The following is a 15,262-nucleotide window of genomic DNA, read 5'->3' on the forward strand; positions in this document are numbered from 1 at the left end:
CGTGATTCACGAGGTCGACGAGGCACTGCGGCGCGTACTGCGCGGCGGTGCGATACCGGACACGACCGGCGAGGTCGTGTTCGAGGCGCCCACCCGCGACTGGGCGGCGCGCCGCAACGCGCCCACGCTCAACACCTACCTGTACGACATCCGCGAGGAGGTGGCCCGCCGCGAGCGCGGCGCGATCAACGTCCGGGACGCGTCCGGAATGGTGGTGCGCAGACGCCAGCCGCCGCGCTGGTTCCGGCTGTCGTACCTGCTCACCGCGTGGACGACCCGGCCCCAGGACGAGCACCGGCTGCTGTCGGCGGCGCTGGGCTGCCTGCTCTCGCACGAGATCCTGCCGGCCGCCGCGCTGTCCCCGACGCTCACCGCCCTGGAGGTGTCGATCCCCATGTCGGTGGGGGTGCCGCCCGCCGAGTCCCGTTCCATCGCCGACATCTGGTCGGCGCTGGGCGGGGAGCTGAAGCCCTCGCTGGACGTGGTGATCACGGTGCCGTTCCCGGTCTCGCCCTCGTACGAGGTGGCGCCGCCGGTCACGGAGGCGGTCACGCAGGTCAAGGGCGTCAACGGCGTTCCCGGGGACGCGCAGCCGCGTGTGCTGCGCTCGGTGCCGGGCGACGGCTCCGGGGCGAGCGGCTCGCCGCGCGGCGGGACCCGCGGGCGCGGTACGACGCGGTCGGCGGCGCGGTGAGCGCGGCCACGGACCGTACGAACGGTATGGGCGGTATGGACAGTACGAGCGTTACAGGTGTTACAGGCGTTGCGGGGGGCCTCCGGCCCGACGGGGCGCAGGGCTCGAACGGCGCGTCCGGGGTCGCGGTGCTGCGGCGGCTCGGGCTGCTGCGCGAGCGCGTCGCCGCGCTGGTGGAGCACCGCAGCGCCGACGACCCGACGGCCGACGACCCGCTGCGCGGGCTGTACGTGTCGCCGGAGACCGCCCAGCGGCTGGCGGCGGCTCCGGGGCCGCAGGAGGCCGCCGGTTCCGGCGTCTTCCTGACGGAGGAAGCATCGGGCGACTGGGACACCGGGACCGCCGGGAATGCCGGGACCGCCGAGAACGCCGAGAACACTGCGAGCACAGACCGACTGGTGCGGCTGACGGAGCGGTTCGCGCTCTCGCCGCTCGACGCGCACATCCTGCTGTCCGCGCTCGCCCCCGACGCCGACCGGGGGTTCGAGCCGCTGTACGGCTATCTCAACGACGACGTCGGCCGCCGCCGCGCCACGGTCGCGCTCGCCCTGGATCTCGCGGGCACCGGCCCGTACGACGCGACCGCCCGCGCCCGCTTCCACCCGTCCGCGCCGCTCATCGCGGGCGGCCTGCTCGCCGTCGAGGACGAGGACCGGCCGCTGCCGGGCCGGGCGCTGCGGGTGCCGGAGCGGGTGGTGGCGCATCTGCTGGGCGACGACGCGCTCGACGGCGACCTGGGCGCCGCCGGCGTCCGGCTGGCGCCGCCGAACCCCGCGGAACTGGGGCCGTTCGCGGTCCGGCTCGCCGCGCTCGCCTCGGCCGGACCGCTCGCCGTGCACCTGCGGGAGCGCCGGCCCGGCACCGCGGCCGAGCCCGCCGCCGACGCGCTCGCCGCCGCCGGGCTGCCCGTACTGCGCTACGACCCGACGCGCGCGGGGCAGGACCCCGCGCGGGTCGCGCCCCTGCTGGTGCGGGAGGCGCGGCTGCGCGGGGCCGCCCTGGTGGTGGGGCCGGTGCCGGAGCGGCCCGGACCGCTGATCGAGTCGCTGGCCGTGCCGGACGCCACGGTGGTCTGCTTCGGCTCGGAGCCGTACGACCCGGGGTGGGCCCCGGACACGGCGCTGGTCGGGATGGACGCGCCGCAGGACGTCGTGGACCTCGCGGGCGTGTGGTCGGCGGAGCTGGGCGCGGCCGGCGGCACGGAGTTCGAGCTGGCCGAGACGGTGGCCGCGTACCGGCTGAGCGCCGCGCAGATCCGCCGGGCCGCCCGTACCGCCACCGCGCTCGCCGCCTTCGACGGCGGCCCGCTCACCGCGGCCCATGTGCAGCACAGCGCGCGGCAGCAGTCCGCGCCGCTGCTGGACCGGCACGCGCGGCGGGTGCGCCCGGCGGTCGGGTTCGGCGATCTGGTGCTGCCCGAGGAGCCGCTCGGGATGCTGACCGAGCTGACGCAGCGCGCTCGCCACCGGGAGCAGGTGCTGGGCCAGTGGCGGCTGCGTACGGGCGGCGGGCGCGGGCGCGGCGTGGTCGCGCTGTTCGCGGGCGACTCGGGCACCGGCAAGACCCTGTCGGCGGAGGTCGTCGCCGGGGAACTGGGCCTGGACCTGTACGTGGTGGACCTCTCCGCGATCGTCGACAAGTACGTGGGCGAGACCGAGAAGAACCTTGAGCGGATCTTCGTGGAGGCCGACCGCACGGACGCGGTGCTGCTCTTCGACGAGGCCGACGCGGTCTTCGGCAAGCGCTCGGAGGTCAAGAGCTCCCACGACCGGTACGCCAACCTGGAGAGCGCCTACCTCCTCCAGCGGCTGGAGTCCTTCGACGGGGTGGCGGTCCTGACCACCAACCTGCGGGCCAACATCGACGACGCGTTCACCCGCCGCCTGGACCTGGTGGTGGACTTCCCGTTCCCGGACGAGACGCAGCGCGTCGCGCTGTGGGAGGGCTGCCTGGCCTCGACGCCGTGCGAGCCGGAGCTGGGACTGGACGTGTGCGCCAAGGAGTTCGAGCTGTCCGGCGGCGCGATCCGCAGCGCGGCCGTCACCGCCGGGTACCGGGCGGCGGGCCGCGGCGAGCCGGTGTCGGCGGCGGACGTACGGGCGGGGGCCGAGCGGGAGTACCGCAAGATGGGCCGCCTGGTGCCGGGTCCGGCGCTGGTGTGGACGTAGTCCGACGCGCCGGACGAACCAGATGAAAGCGCCCGGCCGGGAGGAGAACCTCCCGGCCGGGCGCTTTCCTATGACACGTCGCCGCGGCGGGCCGCTACTTCGGGACGATCATCCAGGCCATGTTGTCGGCGCTGTGGTTGTCGCACCCCTGGGTGGTCGCGCCCTTGTCGTTTGCCATGTTGAAGACGCAACTGCCGTCGTCGACGCTGACGATGCGCTTGCGGCCCTCGTCGCCGGGCGCGTCCACGAGCCGCCACTTCTGGTTGACCCGCAGGTTGCCCGTCTTCAGGTCCTCCGGCTTGGCGTGCATGATCTGGAGCAGGTTGGTGTGGAAGCCGTCCGGGTTGACCAGCTTGTCCAGGATGGCGCCGGGGGCGCTGGCGGACTCCAGGGCGTAGGTGTTGTCGTCCTTGTAGTGGTGCAGGATCCACATCTGGTTCTTGCCGAACTGGTCGCCCGTCCACTTCGGGTTCTGGCCGACCTGCGTGCCGTTCTCCTGCTTGCCCTCGTTGGCCTGGAGGTACCAGCCGGTGCCGGACTTGTCCTTGATGGTGAACAGTTTCGGGCCGGCGGGCTTCTTGTGACCGCCGCCGCCACCGCCTCCGCCGTCGCCCTTCTTCTTGTCCCCGTCGTCGTCGTGCTTGTCGGGGGTGGGCGTCGAGGTCGGCTCCTGGCTCGGCGGCGGGCTCGGGGCCTTCGACATCTCGCCCTGAGGAAGCTTGGTCAGCTCCCCCGCCTTCTCGCGGGCCTGCGTGGAGACGCTCGGCTTGTGCTGGAACCAGAGCACCAAGAAGATCATGAGCAGCGCGAGCAGCACGCCGAGAATCGCCATCAGCCAGCGCGGCAGGATGGACGGCTGTACGTACGTACCGCGCAGCTCGGTGGGTTGTGCGACCCCGGCCCGCAGCACGGACAGCGTGAACGGGTGCTTGCGGGTGCCGCCGACCCAGCTGATCGACCCGGCCTTGATCCGCAGCAGGGCGAACCCGGCGCGTCCGGGCGCGACCTGGACGGCCCCCGGATCGGGGTCGACGGACAGCGAGTCGCCGTTGTCGCGGGTGGAGAAGGACGTGGTCAGCGGCTGGTTGCCGAGGTTGTCGACGGCGACCTGCGCGGTGGCGCGCCATCTGCCGCGTACCACGAGCGGAATCAGATCGGTGTTCATCTCGGCGAAGGCGCCGACCGTGATCTGCCCCTCGGCGACGTCGGCCGCCTGCGGCTGCTCACGCGGCAGCACCCGCACACCGAAGGCGACGGGCCCGGCCTTGGCGTCAGAGGTCCGCGGCGGAGCGAAGTCCACCTGGGCGGTGCCCTCGGCGCCCGGATAGAGCCGCAGCACATCCGGCTCGACCCGCCCCCAGCCCGCCGCATCGCCCACCAGCGACAGCCGGTACTCCTCGACGGTGTCCCCCGTATTGCGCACACGCAGGCGCACACCGGCGCTGGAGCCGGGGTCGACGGAGGTCGCGGCCGGTTCCAGTGAAGTCCACATGCTCACCGTCGACAGTGAACGCGACCAGGGCCCCGCGTGCGGCGTACGCACGGGCAGTACCGGGGGCAGCGTTCGGTGCCCGATCAGCCCTTGCGGCCACCGGACCGCTCCGCCGGACCGACACCCCCGCCCCGCCACTCGCCCCGAACCCGCCCGACAACGGAAACCGCCGCCCACGCGCCCGCACGCCGCGTCGGCGGCACCACCTGGGCACGTTAGACGGCACGACGGATTTCGGGGGGTACGCGAGGGCAGAAGTGGGGGCAGAGGGGGTGCCTTCGGGGGCGGGGGGCTGGGCGGCCTGCCCGCCGCCCCGTCTGCCGCCTGGTGGCCGGCGCCCCTGCGTGATCAGGAGTGCCCTTCGGGGTGCCGTCGCATGAGCACGTTGCAGTCGGACACGGTGGTCGCGTCGCCGACGCCGCGTGAGCGGTCCCGCAGGTTCGCGAGTTCGGCGCAGCCCGCGCAGCCCGCGACGGGCGTCGGCTCCAGCGCCAGGCGCAAGGGAAGTTCAATCGGCTCGGGCGAATATCTCTTCGACTCATACATGGTGCGTAGCCGCCCCTCGAACGGTGCGCCCTATCCCCTGGCGGGATTGTGCTCTAGTTCAGTATCCGAGTGGCCGAAGCACTCCCGCTACTGTCCCGAGTGCACTAGTGTGCTCGCACTGACATCGCGTCAACTCGCTTGAGGAGACAGCCGAATGCCCAGCCCCAAAACGTTCACGAAGATCGCCGACCACTTCCGGGAACGCATCCTGTCGGGTGAACTGGAGCCCGGCTCCAGGCTTCCGAGCAACCGGGAGATCGCCGGACAGTGGCAGGCGGCAGCGGCCACCGTCTCCCGAGCGCTGCAAGCGCTACAGGTCGAGAACTACATCCGGACCACCCCGAGGGGCACCTTCGTCGCCGACGACCCGAAGTGGACGCTCTCGGCGCGCGATCGGCTGACGCGAGTCCAGCGGGTGAAGTCGATTCTGGCCGAGGGCGAGACCAGCCGCGTGACCGCAGCCGAGTTGATCGCTCCCCCGCTCTACGTGGCCGAGCTTCTCGACCTTGAGGCCGGGGATCAGGTCGTCCGGCGCGAGTGGCTGGCCGGTCGCGGCAAGACGCGAACGGTCTTCGCGGTGACCTGGTACCCCGCGCCGTTCGCCGCTCTGGTTCCCGACCTGCTGAACACCGCGCCGGGACGTAACCACGGGCTGACGTCGCGGGTCCTGGACGCCACGCATCGTACGATCACGCACGCCAGGGACGACATGCACGCCCGCCCTGCCGACGCGCGGGAGGCGAGCGCGCTGGGTCTCGCCGTGGGGACATCGGTGCTGGCGGGCGCGCACAGGTGGTCGGATGAGCAGGGGGTCATCGAGTACGGGGAGTGGTGCCTGCCGCCTCGGTTCACCATCGGCTACGAGTACATGCCCTGACCGGAAGCACCGCCTACCCGGTCAGTCGACGGGCTGGACCTCCCGTGCGGGTACCGACCCGACCAGGAGACGGCGTCGCGGCGCCCTCCCCGCGCCGCGACGCCGACCGATCGGCCCGTCTGAAAGCCTGTGCGCATGGCCGTGACCGTCGTGGTCTACGAGGATCTGCCCGATCGAGTCCGTGCCGCTGTCGAGGCCGAGACCGGGCCGGTCTTCACTGTGGAGACCGTGTCATCGGGGCTCAACAGCGCTCTGTCGGCGCGGGTGCGCACCGCCGGCGGAAGCGTGTTCCTCAAGGGGCTGCCTGTCGGCCACCGTTGGGCGTGGACGCAGGGGCGCGAGTCCGAGATCAACCCGTATGTCGTCCCGCTCGCCCCGCGTCTGCTGTTCCGCGTCGTCGCCGCAGGCTGGGACGTTCTCGGGTTCGAGGTCGTCGACGGGCGCCATGCCGACTACGCGCCCGGTTCGCCCGATCTGCCCTTGGTAGCGGACGCGCTATTGGAGTTGGGGGGTCTTCGGTGTCCGGACGTCGAACTCCGGCGCGCCGAACAGCGGCTGGCCGCTTACGTGGACCGGCCGGCCGATGCGGACGCTTTCAGAGGCGACGCGCTGCTCCACACCGACTGGAACAACCGGAATGTGCTCGTCGCCGACGGCCGGGCCCGGGTCGTGGACTGGGCCTGGGCCACCCGGGGTGCTGCTTGGCTCGATCCCGCCCACTGGGTCATCTGGCTCATCGCGGCGGGTCACACGCCGGCCGGCGCCGAAGAACTGGCCGGGCGGCTGCCCGCCTGGGGCGCGGCGCCGCCTCGGGCGGTGGACGCCTTCGCGTGCGCCGGCGCCAATCTGTGGACGGAGATCGGCGGCGCCGATCCTGATGACTGGACGCGGAGACTGCTCACCGCGGCGCGGCTCTGGTGGCGGCATCGGCGCGGGTAGAGGTCATGCCGCCGAGTCCGTTTCCTCCGTCGCGAGCAGGGCCGTGATGGCGGCGGACTCGCGGGCGTTGTGCCCCTCCAGGTCGAGGAGGGCGGCGCGCAGGGTGGAGAGGGCGCGGGGCCGGTCGCCGGTGCGCAGGAGGGCGCGGCCTTGGGCGGCGTGGGCCAGGCCGCGGCAGAGGATGTCGCTCAGGCCGTGTTCCATGGACAGGGACCGGTCGGCGTGGCTGAGGGCCGCTTCGGGGCGGTTGGCGGCCAGTTCGGCGTGGGCCAGGCGGGCCCAGCACATGGCTTCCCAGCGGAGGTCGCGGGCGGCGTGGTGGCGGCGACGGGACTCGTGGAAGTACTGGAAGGCGTCGGAGGTGCGGCCGTCGGTCAGGGCGGTGCAGCCTGCCTGGTAGAGGACGTGGGCGAGGGTGTCGGGGCGGCCGAGTTCGCGGGCTCGGGTCACCGCTTCGCGGGTGGCGACGGCGGCCTCCGCCGAGCGGCCCAGGTCGCTGTACGCGCGTGCCTGGTAGGAGAGGACATGGGCGGCGTCGCTGGCGGCGCCCATGGCCTCGAAGAGGGCGTGGGCCTGTTCGAAGGGCCGGATGCCCTCGGCGGGGCGGCCCAGGGCGATGAGGACGATGCCCAGGTCGTGCGCGGCCTCGGCGCTGGTCAGCCGGTCGCCGGACCGCTCCGCCAGCCGCAGGCTCTCGCGGAGCGCGATCTCCGCGCGGTCGTAGGTCTGGATGCCGTAGTGCGGCGCGCCGAGGAGCCGCAGGACGCGGGCGGTGCTGCGGTCGTCGCCGTGCCGGCGGGCGGCGGCCAGGGTCTCGTGGACGCGCGGTTCGAGGCCGTACCGGCGTGCGGTGCCCTGCACCAGGTTGGCCCAGGCGACCAGCAGGTCCACGGCCGGGCGCAGGGCGGCGCGGCTGCCGGCGGCGGCCTGCCGTACGGCTCCGTGCAGTTGGGGGTGGGCGTTCCAGAGCCATTCGCGGGCGGCGCCGGCGTCGGGGAGGTCGCGGCCCGGGGCAAAGGAGCGGTGCAGGTGGTCGGGGACGACGCTGTGCGGGCGGATGCGCCGCATCGCGGTGACGACGGTCGCCAGTACGTGGTCCAACTGCCGCCGCAGCGCCGCGGACCGCTCCTCGGGGCTGTCGGTGCTCTCGCTCTGCCGCCGCGCGAACAGTTTCAGCAGGTCGTGGTAGCCGTACCGGTTGCCGGAGCGCACCTCGGCGAGCCCGGCGTCGACGAGGCTCTCCAGCATCCGCTCCGCCTCGCTCCCGTCCACGCCCAGCAGTTGCGCCACCGAGGACGCGCTGAAGGCGGGCACGTCGGCGAGGGAGGCCAGGCGGAAGGCGCGGGCCAGGTCGGGGGCGAGCGCCGCGTATCCGAGCCGGAACGCGCACTCCACGCCGAGATCGTCCACGCGCAGTTCGTCCAGGCGGCGGCGCTCGTCGCGGAGGCGGGCCGCGAGATCCGCCACGGCCCAGCTCGGGCGGGCCGCCAGCCGGGCGGCGGCGATCCGTACGGCGAGCGGCAACCGGCCGCAGGCGGCGACCAGTTCGCGGGCGGCGACCGGTTCGACGGCGACCCGGTCGGGCCCGGCGATGGCCGCGAGCAGCGCGAGCGCGTCCCGTTCGGGCAGCAGTTCCACGTCCACCAGCCGGGCGCCGGAGAGGGTGATCGTCCGCGACCGGCTGGTGACGAGCACCGCGCACCCGAGGGCGCCGGGCAGCAGCGGGCGCAGCTGCCTGGTGTCGCGGGCGTTGTCGAGGAGTACGAGCATCCGCCGGCCCGCGAGCAGCGAGCGGTACAGCGCGGCCTGCTGCTCCAGCCCGTCCGGCAGTTCGGCGTCGGAGACGCCCAGCGTGCGCAGGAAGTGGGCCAGCGCCGCGGAGCCGCTCATGGCGTCCGGGTCGCCGCCGCGCAGGTCCACGTACAGCTGCCCGTCGGGGAACGCGGCGCTCACCGCGTGCGCGGCGTGCACGGCGAGCGCCGTCTTGCCGACCCCGGCCAGTCCGGTGAGCGTGGCGACCGGCACGGCCCGGCCGTCGGCGGCCAGCAGTGTCTCGCACAGCGCCTCGACGACCGCTTCTCTGCCGACGAAGTCCGAGATGTCGTAAGGGAGTTGGGCCGGTAGCGGCAGACAGGACGCGGGCGCCCCCGCCGGTTCCGAAGCGGGGGCGGGGGCGGGGGCGGGGGCGGATTCGGGGGTCGGCGAATCCGCCGGATGGGTCTCGGCCGGGACCGCGTCAGGAGCCGTCGGCTGCGCCGGGACCCTGATCTCCCATGGCATCTCCGGCGCCGCCGGCATCGCCGGTTCCCCCGCCAGCACCGTGGTGTGCAGGGCCGCCAGCTCCGGGCCGGGCTCGACCCCGAGGTCCCCGGAGAGGATGCGGCGCGTCGCCGCGTACACGGCCAGGGCCTCCGCCTGCCGCCCGCCGCGGTGCAGCGCCTGCATCAGGAGCCCCTGCGCGCGCTCGCGCAGCGGGTGCTCCGCCGCGAACGCCCGCAGCTCCGCCACCGTGTCCGCGTGCCGCCCGAGCCGCAGGGCGAAGTCGAAGAGATCCTCGCGCGCCGTGACGCGCAGTTCGCCGAGGCGGTCGCGCTCCCGCTCCGCGTACGGGCCCGGGAGCCCCGCCAGCGCTGTGCCGTCCCACAGGGCGAGGGCGCGGCTCAGCTCCCGGTGGCCCGCCGCCGGGTCACCGGCCGTGCGGGCCCGCGCGGCGGCGGCGAGCCGCCGCTCGAACTCGGCGGCGTCCAGCCGCCCGGCCGGCACCCGCAGCGCGTAGCCGTCCGGCGTCGACACCAGCAGCCGGCTGGGCTCGTGCTTCCGCCGCGCGGGCTCCAGCAGGGACCGCAGCCGCGAGATGTACGTCCGTACGGTGCCGACCGCGCGCAGCGGCGGGTCCTCGCCCCACAGCGCCGTCATCAGATCGACGAGCGAGGCGGAGCGCCCGTCGCGCAGCAGCAGGACGGCGAGGGCCGCCCGCTGCTGCGGCGAGCCGAGCGCCAGCGGACGGCCCGCCAGTTCCGCCCGTACCGGTCCGAGCAACTGGAACCGAGGCGCCGTACTCGGCCCGCCCTCGTCGCTGTGCACAGCCCGCCCGTACTCCTCGTCCTCGCCTCGCCGGCGCGTATCGCGTTGCCCTTTTGTACTCAGGATCGTCCTCAGACGCTACTCCAGCCGCTGTCCGGCACAGTCGTCGGCCGTCCGGAGCGGGGGCGGCCGTGCGACATGTGCGCCTTTGCCCCGATGTCGCCTCGGGGGCCGGAAGGACCCCTGGTGCGGCAGGTGTCCTTTCGGGCAATGACCCCTGCCCCCGACGACGTCCGTTCGCTCCTTCGGGCCGCCGGGCCGATGCGCCATCGTCGATACCGGACGATCGTCACCACTGGTCAGGACGGGGCGAGTCAGGCCAGGCCATGGGGAGCGCGCGGGAGAGATATCACCGTCAACGGGAGAGATATCACCGCTCTGCGCCGCCCCACCGGTGCCCCGTGCCACCAACTTCACCGTCGCAAGGAGTTCAGCCCCCATGCCCTCTTACCTGTCCCCCGGCGTATACGTCGAAGAAGTCGCCAGCGGATCGCGCCCCATCGAGGGCGTCGGCACCTCCGTCGCGGCCTTCGTCGGCCTGGCGCCGGTCGGTCCGGTCAATGAGCCGACGCTGGTGACGAACTGGTCGCAGTACGTGGCCTCCTTCGGCGAGTTCGCAGACGGGTACTACCTCGCGCACGCCGTCTACGGTTTCTTCAACAACGGCGGCTCCGCCGCCTACGTCATCCGGGTCGGCGGCACGGACCAGTCCGCGGGAGCTGACGGTGGCTCTCAGGGCGGGACGGCGTCCAACGGCCTGGTCAAGGAGCTCGTCGCCGGGGAGCCCGCGGCGCTCGGCTCGTTCAAGGTGTCGGCGATCGCCGGCGGCTCGATCAGCGTCGAGGTGCAGGACGTCGAGGGCGAGGGCGCGGCCGACCGCTTCAAGCTGATCGTCAAGGACGGCGAGAAGGCCGTCGAGAACTTCGAGGTGAGCGCGAAGAAGAGCGCGCGGAACTACGTCGTCACCCAGGTCAAGCAGCGCTCCAAGCTGATCGTCCTCGAAGAGGCCGCCCCGGCCACGCAGCTCGCGAAGCCCGACGCGCAGACCGTCGCCCTCGCCCCGGCCGTGCCGGCCCCCGCGCCCGCCGCCGCGCCGAACACCGGCGCCGAGCTGGAGCAGCTCGCCCCCGGCCGGTTCATCGGCGACTCCGCCGACCGTACGGGCTTCGGCGGGCTGGAGGCGCTCGACGAGATCAACATGGTCGCCGTGCCCGACCTGATGGCCGCCTACCAGCAGGGACTCATCGACCTGGAGCACGTCAAGGCCGTACAGCTCGGGCTCGTCGCGCACTGCGAGCTGATGGGCGACCGGATGGCGATCCTCGACCCGCCGCCGCAGCTCGGCGCCCGGCAGATCCGCCAGTGGCGGCAGGAGGTCGCGGGCTACGACTCCCGGTACGCCGCCCTCTACTACCCCTGGATCAAGGTCTTCGACCCGGCCACCGGCCAGACCAAGACCGTGCCGCCGTCCGGCCACATGTCCGGCGTGTGGGCCCGCAACGACTCCGAGCGCGGCGTGCACAAGGCCCCCGCCAACGAGATCGTGCGCGGCGCCGTCGACCTGGAGCTCCAGATCACCCGCGGCGAGCAGGACCTGCTCAACCCGATCGGCGTGAACTGCATCCGGGCGTTCCCCGGCCGCGGCATCCGGATCTGGGGCGCGCGCACCCTGGCGTCCGACCCGGCCTGGCGCTACCTGAACGTCCGCCGGTACTTCAACTACCTCGAAGAGTCGATCCTCATCGGCACCCAGTGGGTCGTCTTCGAGCCCAACGACCAGGCGCTGTGGGCGCGCATCCGCCGCAACATCTCGGCCTTCCTGGTCAACGAGTGGCGTGCGGGCGCGCTGTTCGGGTCGCGTCCCGAGGACGCGTTCTACGTGAAGTGCGACGAGGAGACCAACCCGCCGGAGTCGGTGGACGTCGGCCGGGTCGTGTGCGAGATCGGCATCGCCCCGGTGAAGCCCGCCGAGTTCGTGGTGTTCCGGCTGGCGCAGTTCTCCGGCGGCGGCGGCGAGCTGGAGGAGTAACCGCCCCGTGTCACCGGCGCGGCCCGCGCCATGGGCCCGGGCCGCGCCGTGGGACCGGCCCGCGCCGCGGGCCGCGCCCCTCGTCCGTACCACTTGAGAACAGCAGGAACAGAAGGAAGAGTGAACTCCCTTGTCGCTTCAGCCCGGTGACGCCCTCACCACACATAATTTCGGCCTCCAGATCGACGGTGTGATGGTCGAGTACCTCCAGGAGGTCAGCGGCCTGACGATGGAGCAGGACGTCATCGAGTACCAGCAGGTCTCGGCGGACGGCAAGCCCGTCGTCAAGAAGATGCCCGGCACCAAGAAGGCCGGCCAGGTCACGGTGACGCGCGGTATGACCCAGTCGTCCTCGTTCAGCGAGTGGATCAACCAGTCCATCGCCGGTGACATGGGCTCCGCCCGTAAGAACGCCACCATCATGATGATGGACTTCCAGAACAACCCGGTGAAGCGCTACAACATGCGCAACGCCTGGTGCAGCAAGGTGGAGACCAACAGCGTCAAGGCCGGCGACGCGGCCGCGCTGACCGAGCAGGTCACCATCGTCTTCGAAGAGCTGGTCATCGAATAATGCGGCGCGAAGGCCCGGCGGCACCGGCGGGCGTGGCGGGACCGGTTCCCGCCGCGCCCGGCCCGGCCGCGCAGCAGGTACGGGAACCCCTGCGCACGGAGTTCGAGTTCGAGCTGCCGCGCGGCTTCGTCGACGAGTCCGGCACCGTGCACCGCAACGGCGCGATGCGGCTCGCGACGGCCCGCGACGAGCTGATCCCCCTGCGCGACGTGCGCGTCCGGGAGAACCCCGCCTATCTGTCGGTGGTCCTGCTCGGCAGGGTCATCACCCGGCTGGGCACCCTCCCGATCGTGCACGACGGAACGGTGGAGAACATGTTCGCCTCCGACCTCGCCTTCCTCCAGGACTTCTACCGGCAGATCAACGCGGAAGGGCACACGCGCGCCGCCGTCGCCTGTCCGCACTGCTCGGAGTCCTTCGAGGTGGAGCTGGCCGGGAGCCGCCTGGGGGAATCGTGACGTACGCGACCGACCGCATCCACGAGGAAGTCGCGTACCTCGCCTACCACTTCCACTGGGGGCTTGAGGACATCCTCGACCTCGAACACGCCGACCGGCGCGCGTACGCGACGCGGATCGCGGACCTGGTGGAACGCGCCGAAGGGAACCAGTGACGGGGCATGGGGTTGTTCAGGAGGAAGTCCCGCCGGACGGGGGCCGACGCGCGGTCGGCCCCGGTCGGCATGCCCGCGACCGCCGAGGCCCCGCAGGCCGCCGCGCCCGCTGCGGCCGCTCCCGCCGAGGCGCGTGACGGGGGCTGGGCCTCCGTGCCGCCCGTGCAGCGGGTGCTCGGCGCGCCGAGCCCGGTCGTCGAGACGGGATTCACCGCCTCGCTGGCCTCGCACCGCGACCCGTCCTTCGGCGGCGAACTGGGGCACGACGTACGGGCCTCAGCGCCCGGCGGCACGATCGGCGGGGTGATCTCGCCCGCCGCCGCCGCGCCGAGCGGCAGCGTGCTGCCCGCGCTGCCGGTCCTGCCGGTGGCCCCGCGCGGCCGTACGGACGGCCCGGCCGCCGCCCCCGAACCGCCGGAGCCGCGCTCCCTGCGCACGGCCCCCGTCCAGCGGGCGCCCGCCCGCAGCCTCACCTCGGCGGCCCCCACCGCCACGCCGCGCCGCCTCCCGGCGGCCCGGCCCACCGATGTCCCCGCTCCGGGCCACACCCCCCGGACGGGGACCGCGGCCACCGACGCGCAACGCACCGCGCCGGTGGCCGAAGCCCCTGTCGCTGTACGGCCGTCCACCCCCGTATCGGCCGTGCAGCGACAGGCGGCGCACGCGGATGCGCCCGCCGCCGCGCCTTCGGGCCCGGCGGGCCCCGCGGCCCCGGCTCCTTCGGAGCCGGGGCCCTCACACTCCGAGGTATCCGACGCACCGGTCCGGGGGCCCGCCATCCAGCGGCGCACCGCCGGCCGCGAGGCCGGGCCCGCCGCCCCGGCGAGCCCGGCCGGTACGCCTCCGACGGTGCAGCGGCGCACTACGAGCGGCGAGGCCGGGCCTCCGGCGGCGCCGCCCTCGGGCCCCGCCGCCGCGCCCACGCCTGCGCCGCAGGCTCCGGGCCCCGTTCAGGCGGGCCCCGGCCCGTCTCCCGTTCAGCGCCGGGCGACGCCCGCGAGCGACAGCACGACGACCCGGCCCTCGCCGCCGTCGCAGACGGGCCCGCCGATCCAGCGGCGCCCTATGACGGGCGGCTCGGCGCCGATCCGCACCGTGGACACGCCGTCGACGGCGGCCGGCCCGACGGGTCGGCAGCGGGAGCCGGGCGACGGTCCCGGCAACGGAGCGGGCAACAGCTCGGCCCCGTCGAGCCCTGCCGACACGCCTGGCCGAGTCGGCCCGGCCATCCAGCGACGGGCCGCGGGCAGGACGCCGGGCGGCCCGCCGGCCGTTGCTCCGACGGGTCAGCCGGGGAAGGCGGGTCAGCCGGGTCAGGGGAGTCAGCCGGGTCAGCCGGGCCAGGGGAGTCAGGCAGGCCGGAGTGGTCCGGCGGACACCCCCGCTACGGGCGGCCCGGCTACGGACGGCCCCGCTGTGCAGCGGAGCACGCCCGGCAACGCCACCGGCACCCCGGCTACGGGCAACCCGGACCAGGGCTCGGCCGCCGACGCGGCGGTACGGCCCGGCCCGGCCATACAGCGACGGGCGACGACCGGCGGGGCCCCCGGCCAGTCGGCCGCCCAGCCCGTACAGCGGCGGACGCCGGGCAACACCACCGGCGACCCGGCTCAGGCCGCCGACACGGCTGGGCAGAGCGGCCCGGCCGTACAGCGGCGAGCGACAACAGGCGGCTCCCCCGCCACCTCAGCCACGCCCGTACAGCGGCACACGCCCGGCAACACCACCTCGGCCGCCGACACGGCAGGGCAGAGCAACCCCGCCGTACAACGGCGAGCGACAACCGGCAACGCCCCCAGCCCGTCGGCCACCCGCCCCTCGACCACGCGCCCGGGCGGCGGTGCCGAGGACTCCACGGCACCGGCCGTGCAGCGCCGACCCGCGACGAGCGGCGACGCCGCGCCCGTACGCGCCACCGGGCCCCAGCCCGCACCGCCCGCGATCAGCCCCCCTGTTCAGCGACGGCCCACGACCGGCGGCGCCGCACCCATCCACACCAGCCACACCCCGAGCGGCGACACCACGCCCGTACGCCCCACCGAAACCCGACCGGCTGCTCCCCCGGCAAGGCCCGCCACCGACAGCGGCACCGGGGACACCGTCCAGCGTTCGGCGACGACCGGCGGCACTCCGCCCGTACGCACCAGCCGAGCCCCGGGCGGCAGCGCCGCAGACTCCGCCGCCCCGGCCGTTCAACGGCGGTCGGCTACGAGCGGCGACGCCACGCCGCCCGTACAGGCCACCAA

Annotated in this window: 12 protein-coding genes; 9 read left to right on the plus strand and 3 right to left on the minus strand. The window is 74.0% G+C overall.

The genetic code is table 11. From position 1 onward, the window contains the following. Position 1 precedes the first annotated feature (1 nt). A complete protein-coding gene (locus tag AB0I22_RS00705; RefSeq protein ID WP_363128407.1) occupies positions 2-694 on the plus strand; it encodes a DUF4255 domain-containing protein in 693 nt (230 codons plus the stop codon). Between the two features lie 128 nt (positions 695-822). Further along, positions 823-2,862: an ATP-binding protein gene (locus AB0I22_RS00710; protein ID WP_363128408.1), complete on the plus strand. Its 2,040-nt coding sequence runs from the start codon at positions 823-825 to the stop codon at positions 2,860-2,862. Positions 2,863-2,956: 94 nt separating this feature from the next. On the opposite strand, the gene AB0I22_RS00715 is transcribed toward AB0I22_RS00710, so the two are convergent. Beyond that, positions 2,957-4,360: a hydrogenase expression protein gene (locus AB0I22_RS00715; protein WP_363128409.1), complete on the minus strand. Its 1,404-nt coding sequence runs from the start codon at positions 4,358-4,360 to the stop codon at positions 2,957-2,959. A 342-nt stretch (positions 4,361-4,702) separates the two neighbouring features. After that, positions 4,703-4,900 (minus strand): hypothetical protein, encoded by a 198-nt coding sequence (locus AB0I22_RS00720; RefSeq protein WP_363128410.1) that lies wholly within the window; start codon positions 4,898-4,900, stop codon positions 4,703-4,705. Positions 4,901-5,054: 154 nt separating this feature from the next. Here AB0I22_RS00720 and AB0I22_RS00725 point away from each other — a divergent pair, with 154 nt between their 5' ends. Both AB0I22_RS00725 and AB0I22_RS00730 read left to right on the plus strand, forming a co-directional pair. After that, positions 5,055-5,777: a GntR family transcriptional regulator gene (locus tag AB0I22_RS00725; protein ID WP_363128411.1), complete on the plus strand. Its 723-nt coding sequence runs from the start codon at positions 5,055-5,057 to the stop codon at positions 5,775-5,777. A 135-nt stretch (positions 5,778-5,912) separates the two neighbouring features. Continuing rightward, complete coding sequence (locus AB0I22_RS00730; protein ID WP_363128412.1) at positions 5,913-6,716, plus strand: aminoglycoside phosphotransferase; 804 nt, start codon at positions 5,913-5,915, stop codon at positions 6,714-6,716. 3 nt (positions 6,717-6,719) lie between these two features. On the opposite strand, the gene AB0I22_RS00735 is transcribed toward AB0I22_RS00730, so the two are convergent. Beyond that, complete coding sequence (locus AB0I22_RS00735) at positions 6,720-9,800, minus strand: BTAD domain-containing putative transcriptional regulator (RefSeq protein ID WP_363128413.1); 3,081 nt, start codon at positions 9,798-9,800, stop codon at positions 6,720-6,722. Positions 9,801-10,239: 439 nt separating this feature from the next. Between AB0I22_RS00735 and AB0I22_RS00740 the strand changes: the two genes are divergently transcribed. The 5 genes from AB0I22_RS00740 to AB0I22_RS00760 all read left to right on the plus strand — a co-directional run. Further along, entirely contained in the window at positions 10,240-11,829 is a 1,590-nt protein-coding gene (locus AB0I22_RS00740; protein WP_363128414.1) for a phage tail sheath subtilisin-like domain-containing protein, read from the plus strand. A 130-nt stretch (positions 11,830-11,959) separates the two neighbouring features. Further along, positions 11,960-12,403, plus strand: coding sequence for a phage tail protein (locus tag AB0I22_RS00745; RefSeq protein WP_363128415.1), 444 nt, complete (start codon positions 11,960-11,962; stop codon positions 12,401-12,403). Further along, on the plus strand, positions 12,403-12,861 hold the full coding sequence (locus tag AB0I22_RS00750; RefSeq protein WP_363128416.1) for a hypothetical protein: 459 nt from the start codon (positions 12,403-12,405) through the stop codon (positions 12,859-12,861). Before AB0I22_RS00745 ends, AB0I22_RS00750 begins: the two co-directional genes overlap by 1 nt. Then, positions 12,858-13,016 (plus strand): DUF6760 family protein, encoded by a 159-nt coding sequence (locus tag AB0I22_RS00755; protein WP_363128417.1) that lies wholly within the window; start codon positions 12,858-12,860, stop codon positions 13,014-13,016. Before AB0I22_RS00750 ends, AB0I22_RS00755 begins: the two co-directional genes overlap by 4 nt. Before the next feature lie 6 nt (positions 13,017-13,022). Then, the coding region (locus tag AB0I22_RS00760; RefSeq protein WP_363128418.1) for a hypothetical protein at positions 13,023-15,262 on the plus strand (2,240 nt) is incomplete at its 3' end.

The organism is Streptomyces sp. NPDC050610 (assembly GCF_040654875.1).
Taxonomy (GTDB): Bacteria; Actinomycetota; Actinomycetes; order Streptomycetales; family Streptomycetaceae; genus Streptomyces.